This is a genomic window from Streptomyces sp. NPDC052301, from assembly GCF_044593395.1.
Classification (GTDB): domain Bacteria; phylum Actinomycetota; class Actinomycetes; order Streptomycetales; family Streptomycetaceae; genus Streptomyces.
Genome location: NZ_JBIUBE010000002.1, coordinates 404,314 through 420,603 on the forward strand (window position 1 = coordinate 404,314; position 16,290 = coordinate 420,603).

The following is a 16,290-nucleotide window of genomic DNA, read 5'->3' on the forward strand; positions in this document are numbered from 1 at the left end:
CGGCCACGATAGACGATGCGGTACTGCCGGCCGCTCCGGTGGTGCAGACTGCGGCCGTGAGCGCCCTGATGTGGATCACCGTCGTGTCACTGGCCGCCTGGTGCTGGCTGCTGCTGTGCCAGGGCTTCTTCTGGCGCACGGACGTGCGGCTGCCGGCACGCCGGGAACCAAGGGAGTGGCCGGCCGTGTGCGTGGTCGTACCGGCCCGGGACGAGGCCGCGGTGCTGCCCGCGAGCCTGCCGTCCCTGCTGGCGCAGGAGTATCCGGGGCGGGCGGAGGTGTTCCTGGTGGACGACGGGAGCACGGACGGCACCGGCCGGCTGGCCCGGGAGCTGTCCCGGCGCCACGGCGGGCTGCCGCTCACGGTGGACTCGCCGGGTGAGCCGCCGACGGGCTGGACGGGCAAGCTGTGGGCGGTGCGGTACGGCATCGGGCTGGCACGCGCGCGTGACCCCGAGTACCTGCTGCTGACGGACGCGGACATCGCGCACGCGCCGGACAGCCTGCGCGAACTGGTGGCTGCGGCCCGCACCGGGGACTTCGACGTCGTGTCACAGATGGCGCGGCTGCGGGTGGAGAGCCTGTGGGAACGGCTGGTGGTCCCGGCGTTCGTCTACTTCTTCGCACAGCTGTATCCCTTCCGCCGGATCGGCCGGAAGGGCGCGCGCACGGCGGCGGCCGCCGGCGGCTGCGTCCTGCTGCGCACGAGCATGGCGGAGCAGGCACGGATCCCGGACGCCATCCGGCACGCGGTCATCGACGACGTGGCACTCGCGCGCGCGGTGAAGGGCGCCGGCGGGCACGTCTGGCTGGGGCTCGCCGACCGGGTGGACAGCGTGCGGCCGTATCCGCGGCTGCACGACCTGTGGCGGATGGTCTCGCGCAGCGCCTACGCCCAGCTGCGGCACAACCCGCTGCTGCTCCTCGGCACGGTCGCCGGTCTCGCCCTGGTGTATCTGGTGCCGCCCGTCGCGCTGGTCGCCGCAGCGGCAGCCGGCAGTACGGCGACCGCCCTCCTCGGCGCGGCGGCGTGGGCGGTGATGTCGGGCACCTACCTGCCGATGCTGCGCTACTACCGGCAGCCGCTGTGGCTCGCTCCGCTGCTGCCGTTCACGGCGTTCCTGTACCTCCTGATGACGGTCGACTCGGCCGTGCAGCACTACCGGGGACGCGGGGCCGCGTGGAAGGGCCGTACCTACGCGCGTCCCGGCACGGTCACCGACGAGGGCTGAGCACGGTCACTTGCGGCCGGGTGTCCAGTTCATGCCCCAGCCGTAGGCGCGGTCTATGGTCCGCTGCGGGCTCACGCCCCGCTGCGGCACCAGGTACCGCGCCTCGCGCTGCACGAGGAGGTCGCCGCCGGTGTTGGTGATGAGAGCGAGCGCGCACACCGTGGAGGGCACGGTGCACTCGTCCAGGAAGAACTCGATGGGCGCGCCGTGCTGCGGGTGGAGGGTGACGGTGGCGTGCAGATCGGCGAAGGAACTGGCGCCCTCGTAGATGGTGACGAAGACGAGGATGCGCCGGAAGTCCTGCGTGTGGTCGAGGTTGACGGTGAGGTTCTCGCCGGTGGCCACGGCACCGGTGCGGTCGTCGCCGTCGAGGTGGACGTACGGCGGCCGGTCCAGCGATCCGAAGGCGTTGCCCAGGGCCTGGACGACCCCCTTGCGGCCGTCGGCGAGTTCGTAGAGGGCGCACAGGTCCAGGTCGAGATCCTGTCCGCCGCCCCACCTGCTGCCCCGGCCGCCGAGGTGTCTGCGCATCTGCCAGTTGAGGTTCACCCGCAGGGCACCGGAGGTGCCGCCCTGCTTGGCCAGCGAGACGGAGGGGGCCGCCTTGGTCAAGGTCACCTTGGACAGCCGGACCGGCTGGGGCGCGGGGGCCGGAGGGGCCGCGGGCGGGGGCGGCGCGGTCACGGGCGGTGCCGCGTGGGGCGTCGCGAGAGGCCGCGCCATGGCCGGGCGGGGCGGGGCGGGCGTCGTCCGGGGTGGTGCCGGGGCCGCCGCGGCGGGCGCTGCGGGGCGCTGCGGTTCGTCGACGGTGATGCCGAAGTCGGTTGCCAGGCCTTCGAGTCCGCTGCTGTAGCCCTGGCCGACGGCCCGGAACTTCCAGCCGCCCTGGCGGCGGTAGAACTCGCCGAGCAGGAAGGCCGTCTCGACGGTGGCGCCGGGGCTGTCGAAGCGGGCGGCCGAGCGGCCGGTCGCGGCGTCGGTCACCTCGATGTAGAGGTCCGGAACCTGTCCGAACGTCCCGCCGTCGGCGGAGGCGGCGAGCACGATCCGCTCGATGTCGCCCTCCACGCGCGCGAGGTCGACGACAAGGGTGTCCGTGACGTGTCCGCCGGCCGTCCGCTTGCCCTCGTGGCGCACCGCGCCGGACGGGTGGGCGGGCTGGTTGTAGAAGACGAAGTCCCCGTCGGAGCGGACCTTTCCGGTGGCGAGCAGCAGCGCGGAGGCGTCCGCGTCGGGCACGCCGGGTCCGGAGCGCCAGCCCAATTGAACGCGCAGTGCCGTGGTCGGCACCGGCGTGTTCGATCCTTTCGACATTGACATGTCCGCCCCCATCCCGTGTCGGCTTCCGGATGTCCTCCGGTCGTCCGGATCATCCCTACCCGCACAACGCGGGGAACGGCACGATGAACTCCCGGAGCGGTGCGGAAGACCGCCGGTCAACCGGCGGTAACCCCGCGGGAACTGGCCTTTACACGATCTAAACGCTGATCGGCGCCCCTTTTTGCCGCGTTCGCTCGGATTGGGGATCCCGGGTCACTACCGACACGGAAAACAACCCTCTTATCGGTCTCCCCAACGAGCACATCGTGGGCTTAACTTATGTGCCATGACCTCCCCCCGCTCCACTTATGGTGGCGGCTACTACTCCGCCTCCTTCCCGGACACCCCGATCTACGACTCCCTCGTGGCCGAGCGGGGCACCCCGCAGATCGCCCCGATCCGGGTCCCCGCCGCCTACGACACGGGCAGCAGTCTGCCCGCCCTGCCGTCGGCACTGCCCGCCCTCCCGGCGGCCCCGTCCCCTCAGGCGCCCGCCTACGGCTATCCGCAGTTTCCGCAGCCCGCCCCGCTGCAGCAGGCGCCCACCGCGTACATCCCGCAGCAGGCGAGCGCCCCGCGGGGTTATCCCGGTCCGCAGGCCCCGCAGCAGCAGCGCCCGATGACGATGGGCACGGGGTACGAGGCCATGCGTCCGGCCGCGCCGCGCCCCGCGCAGACCGGCTACCAGGATCCGTACAACAACCAGCAGTACCGCGGCTACTGATCGGCACACCCCGGCTGTCGGTGGCACCTGGCACGATGGCGTCATGGGAAACGCCGAAGTGCAGTCGATCCACGTCCATCCGGTCAAGGCGTTCCGGAGTCTTTCGCTCGGGGAGGCCGTGGTGGAGCCCTGGGGGCTGGCCGGCGACCGACGCTGGACGCTGATCGACGACGGGGGAAAGGTCGTCACCCAGCGGGAGCAGCCGCGCCTCGCGCTTGCCGCCGCCGAGCCTCTGGCCGGCGGCGGCATCCGTCTGTCCGCGCCCGGTCACGCACCGTTGACGGTCCGCGTGCCGGATCCGGGTCCGACGGTGTCCGTGAGCGTGTTCGGCACGAAGGTCGAGGCGGTCCCGGCCGCGGCGGCCGCGCACGCCTGGTGCAGCGCCTATGCGGAAGCCGACGTCCGTCTGGTCCACATGGACGACCCGGCCACCCGCCGCCCGGTCGATCCCGAGTACGCGCTGCCCGGCGAGACGGTGAGCTTCGCCGACGGCTATCCCCTGCTGGTCACCACGACCGCCTCCCTGGACGCGCTCAACTCCCTGATAGCCGAAGGCCGGCACCCCCATGAGGGCCCGCTGCCCATGAGCCGCTTCCGGCCCAACGTCGTCGTAGCGGGCACGCGGCCCTGGGCCGAGGACGACTGGTCGCGGATCTCCGTCGGCGAGGTGGTGTTCCGCGTCGTGAAGTCGAGCGGGCGGTGCGTCGTGACGACCACCGACCAGGACACCGCCGAGCGCGGCCGGGAGCCCCTGTACACGCTGGCACGCCACCGCCGGATCGGCGGAAGGCTGATCTTCGGCCAGAACGTCGCGCCCCTCTCCCCCGGCACGATCAGGGTGGGCGACCCCGTGCGGGTGCTGGCGTAGCGCCACCGGTCCGGCCCGGCGCATCCGGCCGGCGGACGGCCCGGACGGGGCGGGAACCCTGGGCCGGGTCCCGGTCGTTGAGGGGTCATGAGAAATTCGTGAGAGGCCATGTGCGAACGCGTCCGTGGCGGAAGTGTCGGCGCTCTCTCCCGACCCGGGCCGTGGGTGACTGCCCGTGCCGGGGACATGGCGGAGCGGAAGGGGGTGGGGGACATGCGGGCACTCAGGGGTCTGTGGCGCTGGCGCCGCAATCCGTTGCGCCGCGCCACGGATCTCGCCGAGGCGTGGGTGGCCCTGGTGGCGCTGGTGCTGATCGCCGTGGCCGCGCCCGTGACCGGCTGCGTGGTCGGTGCCGTCGCCCAGGACTCGCTGCAGCGCGCCGTGCGGGAGCAGCAGCACACGCGTCACCTCGTGACGGCCACCGTGGTACGCGACCTGGGGGACGCCCCGCTGGAGACCGACCCCGACACCACCGCCGCGCGGGAGGCCCGCAGGCGGGTCCTCGCGGACTGGACCGCGCCGGACGGCACCCGGCGGCGCGGCCGGACCCTGACCGACCTCAAGTCCCCGAACACAGGTGACCACTTCGCACTCTGGACGGATCCGGACGGCCGAATAGCGCCCCGCCCGCTGGACACGGCCACGGCGACGACCCACGCGGTGCTCGCCGGGATCGGCGCGGCCCTGCTGGCCGCGGGCCTGGTCGAGGGAGTGCGGCGGCTGACCGTGTGGCGCATGGTCCGCCGTCGGTACGCGCGTTGGGACCAGGCCTGGGACCGGGCGGGCCCGGACTGGGGCAAGGCGGGCACCGGCAGCTGACGGCCTTCCGGCTCTGGTCGGACGACCGTGCACGTACACGCTACGGTGGACCGGCCGAAGCGCTTTCGGCGACGACCCGCGGGTGCGCGAACCCCTGGGGCGGAAGGCAGTTTTCGAGAGTGCGAGCGAGCTCGGCCCGAGGGCCGGCCCGGTCGCGGTCCCGGCACCGGCGCCGTCCCGACGGGAGCGAGCCGACGTACGACGAGGTGGGGGCACAGCAACGCCATGGCACAGGGCACGGTCCAGGTGACGCACACCGGTACATCGCGGTGGCGGCGCCGCACGGGTGAGTACGCGTCGCTCGCCGCCGCCCTGGAGGCCGCCGCCGACGGCGACGTCCTCACGGTCGCCCCCGGCACCTACCGGGAGAACCTCGTCGTCCAGCGGGCGGTGACCCTCCGTGGTCCCGAGGGCTCGCCGGGCTCGGTGCGGATCGCGCCCGTCGACGGGGTGCCGCTGACCGTACGCGCCTCGGCCGTGGTGCAGGACGTGCACGTGGAGGGCCAGGACGCGGCGGCGCCCGCACTGCTGGTCGAGGAGGGTACGCCAGAACTGCTGGACGTGCGGATCGTCACCCGGTCCGCCGTCGGCATCGAGGTGCGCGGCGGCGCGCGGCCGACCGTGCGCCGCTGCACGGTCGACAACCCGGCCGGCATCGGCATCGCCGTACTGGACGGCGCGGGCGGGGTGTTCGAGGAGTGCGAGGTCGTGGCGGCGGGGCAGGCGGGCGTGTCCGTCCGCGGCGGCGCCCACCCGCGCCTGGAGCGCTGCCGCGTGCACCACGCCTCCGGGACCGGGCTGACCGCGACCGGGGAGAACTCCTCCCTGGAGGCCGTGGGTTGCGAGATCTACGAGGTCCGCGGCTCCGGAGTGCAGGTCACCCAGCGGGCCACCGCGCACCTGACCGACTGCGACGTGCACCGCACGACCGCCGACGGCGTCACGCTGGACACCGACGCGGTGCTCACGCTCGCCGACTGCCACCTCCACGACATCCCCGAGAACGCGGTGGACCTGCGCTCCCGCTCGGTGCTCACACTGACCCGCACGACGGTGCGCCGGTTCGGACGCAACGGCCTGTCGGTGTGGGACCCGGGGACCCGGGTGGACGCCAACCAGTGCGAGATCTTCGACAGCACCGGTGACTACCCCGCGGTGTGGGTGAGCGACGGCGCCACCGCGGTGCTCGACTCCTGCAGGGTGCACGACGTGCCGGACGCGCTGTTCGTGCTCGACCGGGGTTCCCGTGCCGACGTCGTCGACAGCGACCTGACGCAGGTGCGCAACACCGCGGTCTCGGTGAGCGACGGGGCGACGGCGCAGCTGGACGACTGCCGGATCCGGGAGGCGGCGACCGGAGCCTGGTTCCGCGACCACGGCAGCGGCGGCACACTCAACAACTGCACCCTGGACGGCACCCAGACCGGGGTGATCGTCACCAAGGGCGCGGACCCGACCATCGAGCGCTGCACGGTCGACTCCCCCGCCGAGGCCGGCTTCTACGTCTCCGCGGGCGGTCGTGGCAGCTTCCTGAACTGCCGGGTCAGCGGCAGCGGCGGCTACGGCTTCCATGTGATCGACGGCTGTCGTACGACGCTGCGCAAGTGCCGCACGGAGCGGTGCGCGCGCGGGGGCTACGAGTTCGCCGACGCGGGCCCGGACGCCGGTTCCGGGTCCGGGCCGGTCGTGGAGGACTGCACCAGCGACGAGAGCGGCAGCCTGCGGCCGCCGACACCCCCCGAGACCGCCGTGCAGACCACGGCGCACTCCCCCGGTCTGCTCGGGTCGATCCCCGGGCAGCGCACCACGGAGCAGGAGCCGCTGGTCGCCGCCGCGGAGCCGGAGCATCCGGTGCGGACCTCCAAGGACGTGCTCGGGGAACTCGACGCGCTGGTCGGCCTGGACAGCGTCAAGCGTGAGGTGCGGGCGCTGACCGACATGATCGAGGTGGGCCGGCGCCGGCAGCAGGCGGGCCTGAAGGCGGCCTCGGTCAAGCGGCATCTGGTCTTCACCGGCTCCCCCGGCACCGGCAAGACCACGGTCGCCCGGCTCTACGGCGAGATCCTCGCCTCGCTCGGCGTGCTGGAGAAGGGCCACCTGGTGGAGGTGTCCCGGGTCGACCTGGTCGGCGAGCACATCGGCTCCACGGCGATCCGCACCCAGGAGGCGTTCGAGAGGGCGCGCGGCGGAGTGCTGTTCATCGACGAGGCGTACGCGCTGTCCCCGGAGGACGCCGGGCGGGACTTCGGCAAGGAGGCCATCGACACGCTGGTGAAGCTGATGGAGGACCACCGGGACGCGGTGGTGGTGATCGTCGCCGGCTACACGGCGGAGATGGAGCGGTTCCTCTCCGTCAACCCGGGCGTCGCCTCCCGCTTCTCCCGCACCATCACCTTCGGCGACTACGGCCCGGACGAGCTGCTGAGGATCGTGGAGCAGCAGGCCGACGAGCACGAGTACCGGCTGGCGGCGGGCGCGGGCGAGGCGCTGCTGAAGTACTTCACGGCGATCCCGAAGGGCCCGGCGTTCGGCAACGGCCGCACGGCCCGGCAGACCTTCGAGGCGATGGTGGAACGGCACGCGAGCCGCGTCGCCCAGCTCGAGGACCCCAGCACCGACGACCTGACGCTGCTCTACGCGGAGGACCTGCCGGAGCTGCCCTGAGCCGCCACCGGGCCGGTGCGGCGCCCCACGGCCGTGACCCGAGTGACATGTGCGCGTCGGGTCAGGTGGTGGCGCAAGCGGTGCCGACCCGTGACAAGATGGGACGCCCGCGCACCGCCGGACGGACGGAAGATCCTGGTCGGAACCGGTGCGCCGGACGAGTCGGACGTTTGGCGGCGAAAGGACCGGAGCGTACGTGAGTGAGAATCAGAACCTCCTCGCGGAGCAGCGCCGCGCCCTGATCCTGGACGAGGTCCGGCGCCGGGGCGGTGTGCGGGTCAACGAGCTGACCCGCAAGCTCGGCGTGTCGGACATGACCGTCCGCCGCGATCTGGATGCCCTCGCCCGCCAGGGGGTCCTGGAGAAGGTGCACGGCGGCGCGGTCCCGGTGGTCGAGGCCAGCACCCACGAGCCCGGCTTCGAGGCGAAGTCGGGTCTGGAGCTGACGGCCAAGGAGGACATCGCGCGCACCGCCGCCCGGCTGGTCACCCCGGGCTCGGCGATCGCCCTCTCCGGCGGTACGACGACGTACGCGCTCGCGCAGCACCTGCTGGAGGTGCCCGATCTGACCGTGGTGACGAACTCGGTGCGGGTCGCGGACGTCTTCCACGCGGCACAGCGCACCTCCGGGCAGCGGCAGGGCGCGGCCACGGTGGTGCTGACCGGTGGGGTGCGCACCCCGTCGGACTCACTGGTGGGACCGGTGGCGGACCAGGCGATCGCGGCGCTCCACTTCGATCTGCTGTTCCTCGGGGTGCACGGCATATCGGTGGAGGCGGGACTGTCCACGCCGAATCTGGCGGAAGCCGAGACGAACCGGCGGCTGGTGCACTCCGCGCGCCGGGTGGTGGTGGTCGCCGACCACACCAAGTGGGGCACGGTGGGTCTGAGTTCGTTCGCCACGCTGGAGCAGGTGGACACCCTGGTCACCGACGCGGGGCTGCCGGCCGAGGCCCGCGCGGAGATCTCCGAGCATCTGCCGCGACTGATCGTGGCGGGCGAGCCGGACGAGGACGACGGGGACGACGGGGACGCCGACGACATCTGACGGGGTGCCAGTTAAACTGACGGTGCAACGCCCGTTCCCTGCAAGGGACTCACGAGGGGGTTCGCACCATGGCTCGTCGTCTGCGACCGGCCGGCCTCGACTTCGTCCGAACCGCGCCGGTGCGGCTGGTCTTCGTCCGGGAGGCAGCGGCGGCCCCCGACATGATCTTCCGGTCGCTCGCCGAGGACCTGACCGGCTGGCCGGAGTGGTTCCCCGGGGTGTCCTCCGTCCGGCCGGCCGGTGACGGCCGCGCGGTCCGGCTGCGCGGCGGCGTCCGCTTCGAGGAGTCGGTGATCGCCGCCGAGGCGCCGGAGGTCTACGCCTACCGCGTCGATGTGACGAACATGCCGGGAGCCCGTGCCTGGGTCGAGGAGTGGCGGCTGTCCCCGGCCGGCACCGGAAGCCGGGTCCAGATGACCTTCGCCCTCGACGGCACGGCCCCGTTCCGCCTGGTGTGGACGCTCGCCCGCCCGGGCGTGGGCCGCTCCTTCCGTGACGCGGTCGGGAAACTGGACCGGCGGCTGGCCCAGGGGCCTCGCCGCAGGTCGGTCACACACGACGACCCGCGATCGGACGCCGGCTAGGCCGGCTCCACGATCAGCCACGCCACCACCGAGGTGTCTCCGGCCATGCCCTTCACCGTGAACGACGTGCCGGGGGTGCGGGACGCGACGTAGGCCACGCCGGACGGGGTGCCGCCGGGGGACTGGATCGTCAGGAAGATGCGGCTCGACGCCGTGACGGCCGTGGTGGTCACCTTGACCGCCGTGGCGCCGTTCAGGGTGAGGGTGCCCATCTTCGCGTTGGTGCCCTCCTTGACCTTGATGCCCTTGCCCGCCAGACCCGCGACGATGTCCGAGTCCGTGCTGCCTATCTGGGCGGCGCCCAGGCGCGCCCAGCTGGTGTCACGGCCGGCGGCGCCGCCGGGGCCGAAGGACTGGGTGCCGTTGACGTCGATGACGAAGCGATTGACCGAGTCGCCGGCGATCTGGGACTGGATGGCCCGCGAGGCGGTGTCGGCGGCGGTGACGGCGTACCCCTGGCCGGCGGACTGGGTGTGGATCAGGTTCACCCCGGGGCCGGCGGTCGCGTTGACCACCACGCCGGGGGTCGTGCCGGCCTGGCCGAGGGTGATGCGGCCCGTGGCGCGGCGGATCGAGAGCGGGGTGTCGAGGGCGGTGCCGTCGTCACCGTGGCGGATCAGGGCGAGGTCGGAGCCGTCGCCGGTGCCGGACTCGGCGGTGTCGGTGGTGCGCAGGGTCCAGCGGCGGTTCTTGCCGCGTGACCAGAACTGCAGGTCACGACTGGTTCCGGCGGCGCCGGAGATCATGTGGGTGTCGGCCTTGTCCCAGGTGATGCCGGTGTCGCCATGGGTGCCCGCGGTGACACCGCTGTGGCGGACGACGGCGGCGCCCGCGTCGTTGAAGGGGGCCGTCGTGCCGACGTACTCGCCGCCGACGACGGAGACGCAGCTCGCGCTGTTCAACGCCGAGGTGGTGATGCCGTACGACGGTGAGAGGGTGCCGGTGTTGTCGTCGTTGCGGCCGGTGGAGGTGGAACAGCCGGTGAGGACGACTCCCTCCGCCGCGTTCCCGGTCACGGTGAAGCCGGAGCAGCCGGAGCCGGCCTTACCGTCCCGCTTGGCCAGGCAGCCGATCAACTGGAGGAAGCGACCGCCGGCGGAGGTGGAGATGTGGAAGCCGTCCTGGCCGCTGCGGTCGGTGTTGCAACCGACCATCACCATCGCATAGTTGATGCCGGTGATGTGGTAGCCGTGCTGGGCGTTCCACTCGGAGCGGCAGTCGACCATGGTGACGGCGTTGGGGTTGAGGATGTCGTATCCGTGCCCCTTGTTGCCCTGGGAGTAGCACTGGAAGAGGTCGGCGTCGACGAGACCGCCGCCGGTGCCGGCCGAGTCGCCCCAGGTGAAGCCGTGGCCGTCGTTGTCGACGGCGTGGACCTGGTTGAACTGGAAGGCGGCCGCGTTCTGGGCGTCGACGCCGTGGCCGGTGAACCGCCAGATGGTCACCTTGTCCATGCCGACGTCCTTGACGCCCGGGTTGATCAGGACGCCGTCGACGGCCGCGCCGGTGGCGTCCTTCTGGTCGCGTCCGTCGAGGGCGAGGCCGTACAGGCGGGGGCCGCCGCCGTAGGCGGAGTTCTCGTAGGTGCCCTGAACGGGGGCCGGGTCGATGATGATCAGGGCCGCGCCGGTGAAGTTGCCGATGCCCGGACGCAGAAAGGAGCCGACCATGTTGGTGCGGACCGGGAAGTGCGGGTTCCAGTCGCCCCGCAGGGTGACGCCCTGCTCGAGCCGCAGCGGCGAGGCGAGGCGGTACTTCGCCGGCGGCAGGTAGACGGTGCCGCCCTGCCCCGCCGCGTCGATCGCCTTCTGGATGGCGGGGGCGTCGTCGGCCTGGTCGTCGCCGAGCGCTCCGTACGCCGGGTCCTTGACGTTGAGCCAGCCCTCGCCGGTGTCCGCGGCGGCCGCCTCGCCCGCGGTGGCGACGGTGGTCGCGAGGGCGGCGCCGGTGAGACCGGCGGCGCTCGTGAGCAGGTGGCGTCTGGACGTCGAGGGCGTGGAGTTCATGGCGGGTCCCCCCAGGGATCGCTGATGATCAGTGGGGGGAGTTTCGCACGCCCGCCGGGCCCAGCGACCGCGGCATGATCGGCGACGAGGCCCTGGCCCGCCTCGCGGCCCGCCGGGCAGCCGGCCAGGCGCGCCTGTCAGGACGGGTCCGGCCACACACCCGTCGCCAGCAGGGTCTCGATCGCCGTCGCGTACGGCGTGATGTCGAGGCCCTGGTCCTCGAGCCACGCGTCCGAGTAGTACTTGTCGAGGTACCGGTCCCCCGGGTCGCACAGCAGCGTGACCACGCTGCCCCGGCGACCCTCGGCCACCATCTCCGAGACGATCTTCAGCGCGCTCCACAGCCCGGTCCCCGTCGACCCGCCGGCCTTGCGGCCGATGGCCCGCTCCAGTGCGCGTACGGCGGCGACGCTCGCGGCGTCCGGGACCTTCATCATCCGGTCGATCGCGCCGGGCACGAAGCTCGGTTCCATGCGCGGCCGGCCGATGCCCTCGATCCGGGAGCCGCAGTCGCAGGTGACGTCCGGATCGCCGGTGGTCCAGCCCTCGAAGAAGCAGGAGTTCTCCGGGTCGGCCACACAGATCCGGGTGTCGTACTGCATGTAGTGGACGTACCGGGCGAGCGTCGCGGAGGTGCCGCCGGTGCCCGCCGTGGCGACGATCCAGGTGGGCTCCGGGAACCGCTCCAACTCCAGCTGGCGGAAGATGGATTCGGCGATGTTGTTGTTGCCGCGCCAGTCGGTGGCCCGCTCCGCGTAGGTGAACTGGTCCATGTAGTGGCCGCCGGTCTCCACCGCGAGGCGGGCGGACTCCTCGTACATCTTCCGGGAGTCGTCCACGAAGTGGCAGCGGCCGCCGTGGAACTCGATCAGACGGCACTTCTCCGCGCTCGTCGTGCGCGGCATCACCGCGATGAAGGGCACGCCGATCAGCTTGGCGAAGTAGGCCTCGGACACGGCCGTCGAGCCGCTGGACGCCTCGATCACCGGGCGCCCCGGGCGGATCCAGCCATTGCAGAGACCGTAGAGGAACAGGGAGCGGGCGAGGCGGTGCTTGAGGCTGCCGGTGGGATGGGTCGACTCGTCCTTGAGGTAGAGGTCGATGCCCCACGGCTCGGGGAGCGGGAAGCGCAGCAGGTGGGTGTCCGCCGATCGGTTCGCGTCGGCCTGCACCTTGCGCACGGCTTCTTTCAGCCAGTCGCGGTAGGCGGCGTCGCTGCGGTCGACGTCGAGGGTGGCGCCGGTCCGGGTCTGGGAGGTGGTGCTCACGGCGGGACTCCTTAGGCTGGGCGCCGACGACGTCTCGCGCGGCCGGCACTTCGAGCATAGGCGCCTTTCACACCGCTCCCCACCTGCATAAACGCATCTTTCAGCCACCCAAAGACACCCTGGGGCACAGGCGTGCGAGGCGTGCCGGGGGCGCATTGGCGCGAGTGCTCCGGGAGTCCGTCGCATGCGCCCCGGGCGTACTGGTGCTCCACGCCACATCGGGGCAGACTGCACGCGTGTCGGGACGGTCGTCCCGTACGGGGGCGCACACGGGAGCACGGGAACACGCGCAAGGGGGCGGCGAAGGATGGCGGAGCCGGAGTTCACGGCCACGGGCGTGCGGATCGGCAAGCGCATGCGTTCGCTCACCCGGGCCGGGCAGGTCCGGATCAACGACGGCAGGCTGGAGTTGCTCACCAGCTACGGCAGCGAGATCGACAGTGCGCCGGTGCAGGCGGTACGTGCGTCCAAGCCCTGGTTCGCGCCGGAGGACCGGGCGTTGGCCGATCTGAACGGCAACCGGTACCTGCTGCGGCTGGGCGAGGACGACCCCGCTCCGGGCGAGCCGGGGCCGCCCGCGGCCCGGCGGTTCATCGAGGCCGTGCGGCGGGCGGCCGGGCGCGGCGGCTGACCGGACCCGGCGTCAGCGCACGGTGTTCGTGCGGGCGCGGCGAGTTGCGGGAGGGCATCCGCTGCGTCACGCTGGTCTCACGTCACTCTGGGTTTACCGGCGATAACGCTGCGAACCAGCCCGCCGGCCACGACAGCAGGCGGCCGCATGGACGGGGGCATCCTGCTGGATCCGTTGTTCTCCGTGTTCTTCCGGTCCCTTCCGGACCTCTACACCGGGGAGTCGCAGCCGTGATCAGTCACCCAAGCAGGCACTGCACGGTGGAGCTCCAAGCCCTGCCGTCGCGGATCGGCCAGGTCCGCAGAATCGTATCTGCGCAGTTGCGCTACTGGCATATGGACCCGTTGATAGACCGGGCCGCGCTCGGTGTGACGGAGCTGTTGAGCAACGTCCACCGGCACGCCAGGCCCGACAAGTCGTGCACCGTCGAGCTGGAGTTGCTGCCGGAGCGGCTCACGGTCTCGGTGCGCGACCACGATCCGCGTCTTCCGGTGCTGGCCGACGGCGCGGACGCGCCGGACGCCACCCCGCTGGCCACCTGTGGGCGGGGGCTGGCGATGGTGGCCGCGGTGAGCGAGAGCTGGGGTGCGCGGCCGGACGGCGAGAACGGCAAGGTCGTGTGGTTCACGCTGCCCGCCCCGGCGGCGGTGCGCGCCCACGCGGCCCGCGCCCGGCGCCGTACGGCCGAGGTGCCGTCGGCTCCGGAGCCCGCCCCCGTCAGGGCGGTGGCGCCCGCGAGCGCACCGCTGGTGACCGCGGCGAGCGTGGCCGCCGGGACTCCCGTCACGACTGCGGCGAGCGTGGGCGCGGGAGTTCCGGCCGCGACCCCGGCGACCGTGGCCCCGGGTGTTCCGGTCACGGCCGCGGCTGCCGCTTCTGCCGTGACCGGCGCCCCCGCAGCGACGGGACGGAAGGCTCCCGCCCGGTCGGCCGTTCCCGGCTGACCGGGCGGTGCCCTCGCCCGGCTCGACAGGCGGCGGCCCGGTCCGCGGTCGTGCGTCGTGCGTGACGCGACCCGACCCGATCGTCGTTCGTGACGCGACCCGCCCCGATCGTGGCGCGAGACACGACCCGACCCGATCGTCGCGCGTGACGCGACCGACCCGATCGTCGTGCGTGACACGACCCACCCCGATCGTGGCGCGAGACACGACCCGCCCCGATCGTCGCGCGTGACGCGACCGACCCGATCGTCGCGCGTGACGCGACCGACCCGATCGTGGCGCGAGACACGACCCGCCCCGATCGTGGCGCGAGACACGACCCGCCCCGATCGTCGTGCGTGACGCGACCGACCCGATCGTCGTGCGTGACGCGACCCGCCCCGATCGTGGCGCGAGACACGACCCGCCCCGATCGTGGCGCGAGACACGACCCGCCCCGATCGTCGTGCGTGACGCGACCCGCCCCGATCGTGGCGCGGGACACGATCCCCTTGTGCGTCAGGCGCCCCACCGGACCTCGGCCCGACCCCTGACCCATGCGTGGCCGCCCTCACCCCTCACTCCGTCGCGATCGCCCGCAACACGCCCAGGCGGGCCGCCCGTCGGGCCGGGCGCAGGCCCGCGAGGGCGCCGGCCGTGAGGCCGACGAGCGCCACCACGGCGAGCCGCGTCGGCGGGAGCGCGAAGGCGAACGCGGTGTCGCTCGCGCCGTCGGACGCCGTCACCAGCACCCAGCCGAGGAAGGCGCCGAGGCCGAGTCCAGGGAGATGAGCACGGGCCGCCGGGCGCCCTGCGCCTCGCTGGGCGTGGTGATGGCGTCGGCGCCGCGTACGACGGCGTCGGTGCCGCTGGTGGCCTCGCCGAACATGCTGTCGAAGCTCGCCCGGAGCGTGTCGCCCATGACGAGGGTGCCGGTCAGGAAGGCGACGCCCAGGAAGCGTCGACGAAGGTACCGGCGCACCGACGCCGGTGCGCGCGCAGCGAGGTGAGGCCGAGCCGGAGCGATGCGTTCATGCCCGCACCTCGAAGGCCTTCGTACGGTCCAGCACCTTGTCGGCGGTCGGCGCCTGTATCCGGTCGACCGGGCGTCCGTCGGCGAAGAAGAGCACCTCGTCGGCGTGCGCGGCGGCCACCGGGTCGTGCGTGACCATGACGACCGTGCGGTCCATCTGCCGTACCGCCCGGCCGAGCAGGCCGAGGACCTCCGCACCGGAACGCGAGTCGGGGTTGCCGGTCGGCTCGTCGGCGAACACGACGTCGGGCCGGCCCGCGAACGCCCGCGCCACGGCCACGCGTTGCTGCTGGCCGCCGGAGAGCTCCGAGGGACGGTGATGCAGCCGGTCGCGCAGCCCGACGACATCGACGAGCGCGTGGATCCACTCGCGGTCACCGCTCCGGCCGGCCAGGTCCAGCGGCAGTGTGATGTTCTCCGCGACGGTCAGCGTCGGCACCAGGTTGAACGCCTGGAAGACGAAGCCGACCCGGGCGCGGCGCAGCAGGGTCAGCCGGCGGTCGTCCAGCGCGCCCAGCTCGGTGTCGCCGATCCAGACGGCGCCCGAGGTGAGCGTGTCGAGGCCCGGCCGCGCAGTGCATGAGGGTGGACTTGCCCGAGCCCGACGGGCCCATGATCGCGGTGAACTGTCCGGCGGGAAAGGCCACGTCGACGCCGTCCAGGGCGCGTACGGCGGTGTCCCCGGCGCCGTACACCTTCACCGCGTCCACCACGCGGGCCGCGGCCCGCAGCGCCGTCGCCGTCATGCCCCACCGCCCTTGCCGGTGCGGCCGAACTGCTCCTCCAGGACGGACAGGCGGCGCCAGTACTCGTCCTCGTCGATCTCCCCGGAGGCGAAGCGGCGGCCGAGGACGGCGAGCGGCGAGTCGCCCGCCGGGCGTGCCGCGTCCAGCGGCCGCCAGGGGACGCCGCCGCGCCCGCGCCATGCGGTGCGGCGCAGGAAGGTGACGGCGCCGATCACGACGGCCGCCCAGATCAGCGGGAGGAAGATCCAGGGTCCGGGTCCCCCGTCCCAGGTCGCCAGGGTCTGCATCTCGGGTCAACTCCTCGTCGGCCGTGGTCTTCGGGCGATGTCCCGAGACTCCCTCCGGCAGGGGGTACGGGTCGTCGTGCGGCCGGCGGCAGTGCGCGTACCTCCCGGGGAGTACGGGGACGGGGTGCGGCTGCTCC

The 16,290-nt window shown here is 72.9% G+C and carries 13 protein-coding genes and 3 pseudogenes; 9 read left to right on the plus strand and 7 right to left on the minus strand.

Annotated elements, in window-relative coordinates:
* The first annotated feature begins 68 nt into the window (after positions 1–68).
* Entirely contained in the window at positions 69–1,232 is a 1,164-nt protein-coding gene (locus ACIHEJ_RS05480) for a glycosyltransferase (protein ID WP_400132857.1), read from the plus strand.
* Positions 1,233–1,238: 6 nt separating this feature from the next.
* Here ACIHEJ_RS05480 and ACIHEJ_RS05485 read toward each other — a convergent pair whose 3' ends face one another.
* Positions 1,239–2,564, minus strand: coding sequence for a TerD family protein (locus tag ACIHEJ_RS05485; RefSeq protein WP_400132320.1), 1,326 nt, complete (start codon positions 2,562–2,564; stop codon positions 1,239–1,241).
* A gap of 274 nt (positions 2,565–2,838) precedes the next feature.
* Between ACIHEJ_RS05485 and ACIHEJ_RS05490 the strand changes: the two genes are divergently transcribed.
* From ACIHEJ_RS05490 to ACIHEJ_RS05515, 6 genes are all read left to right on the plus strand, one after another.
* Positions 2,839–3,276 (plus strand): DUF6643 family protein, encoded by a 438-nt coding sequence (locus ACIHEJ_RS05490; protein WP_400132321.1) that lies wholly within the window; start codon positions 2,839–2,841, stop codon positions 3,274–3,276.
* Positions 3,277–3,319: 43 nt separating this feature from the next.
* The gene (locus tag ACIHEJ_RS05495; RefSeq protein WP_400132322.1) at positions 3,320–4,144 is read left to right on the plus strand and encodes an MOSC domain-containing protein; all 825 of its coding nucleotides are present in this window, start codon (positions 3,320–3,322) and stop codon (positions 4,142–4,144) included.
* A 213-nt stretch (positions 4,145–4,357) separates the two neighbouring features.
* Positions 4,358–4,963, plus strand: coding sequence for a hypothetical protein (locus ACIHEJ_RS05500; RefSeq protein WP_400132323.1), 606 nt, complete (start codon positions 4,358–4,360; stop codon positions 4,961–4,963).
* A gap of 225 nt (positions 4,964–5,188) precedes the next feature.
* Positions 5,189–7,627, plus strand: coding sequence for a right-handed parallel beta-helix repeat-containing protein (locus ACIHEJ_RS05505; protein WP_400132324.1), 2,439 nt, complete (start codon positions 5,189–5,191; stop codon positions 7,625–7,627).
* A gap of 196 nt (positions 7,628–7,823) precedes the next feature.
* On the plus strand, positions 7,824–8,675 hold the full coding sequence (locus ACIHEJ_RS05510) for a DeoR/GlpR family DNA-binding transcription regulator (RefSeq protein ID WP_400132325.1): 852 nt from the start codon (positions 7,824–7,826) through the stop codon (positions 8,673–8,675).
* Between the two features lie 68 nt (positions 8,676–8,743).
* Positions 8,744–9,259 (plus strand): SRPBCC family protein, encoded by a 516-nt coding sequence (locus ACIHEJ_RS05515; RefSeq protein ID WP_400132326.1) that lies wholly within the window; start codon positions 8,744–8,746, stop codon positions 9,257–9,259.
* Here the strand turns inward: ACIHEJ_RS05515 and ACIHEJ_RS05520 are convergent.
* Together ACIHEJ_RS05520 and ACIHEJ_RS05525 are read right to left on the minus strand one after the other, a co-directional pair.
* Entirely contained in the window at positions 9,256–11,265 is a 2,010-nt protein-coding gene (locus tag ACIHEJ_RS05520) for a glycosyl hydrolase family 28-related protein (RefSeq protein ID WP_400132327.1), read from the minus strand. The two genes, ACIHEJ_RS05515 and ACIHEJ_RS05520, sit on opposite strands and share 4 nt — an antisense overlap.
* 137 nt (positions 11,266–11,402) lie before the next feature.
* Complete coding sequence (locus ACIHEJ_RS05525; protein ID WP_400132328.1) at positions 11,403–12,533, minus strand: PLP-dependent cysteine synthase family protein; 1,131 nt, start codon at positions 12,531–12,533, stop codon at positions 11,403–11,405.
* A 307-nt stretch (positions 12,534–12,840) separates the two neighbouring features.
* Here ACIHEJ_RS05525 and ACIHEJ_RS05530 point away from each other — a divergent pair, with 307 nt between their 5' ends.
* Positions 12,841–13,164, plus strand: coding sequence for a hypothetical protein (locus ACIHEJ_RS05530; protein WP_400132329.1), 324 nt, complete (start codon positions 12,841–12,843; stop codon positions 13,162–13,164).
* A gap of 230 nt (positions 13,165–13,394) precedes the next feature.
* Positions 13,395–13,940, plus strand: a pseudogene (locus tag ACIHEJ_RS05535) (ATP-binding protein); the annotation flags it as partial.
* 725 nt (positions 13,941–14,665) lie between these two features.
* On the opposite strand, the gene ACIHEJ_RS05540 reads toward ACIHEJ_RS05535, so the two are convergent.
* From ACIHEJ_RS05540 to ACIHEJ_RS05555, 4 genes and pseudogenes are all read right to left on the minus strand, one after another.
* Positions 14,666–14,833 (minus strand): hypothetical protein, encoded by a 168-nt coding sequence (locus ACIHEJ_RS05540; RefSeq protein WP_400132330.1) that lies wholly within the window; start codon positions 14,831–14,833, stop codon positions 14,666–14,668.
* A 35-nt stretch (positions 14,834–14,868) separates the two neighbouring features.
* Positions 14,869–15,122 (minus strand): annotated as a pseudogene (locus ACIHEJ_RS05545) (hypothetical protein); the annotation flags it as partial.
* Positions 15,119–15,866, minus strand: a pseudogene (locus ACIHEJ_RS05550) (ABC transporter ATP-binding protein). The pseudogenes ACIHEJ_RS05545 and ACIHEJ_RS05550, both read right to left, overlap by 4 nt.
* Positions 15,863–16,153: an SHOCT domain-containing protein gene (locus ACIHEJ_RS05555; protein ID WP_400132331.1), complete on the minus strand. Its 291-nt coding sequence runs from the start codon at positions 16,151–16,153 to the stop codon at positions 15,863–15,865. Before ACIHEJ_RS05555 ends, ACIHEJ_RS05550 begins: the two are co-directional and overlap by 4 nt.
* Between the last annotated feature and the right edge of the window lie 137 nt (positions 16,154–16,290).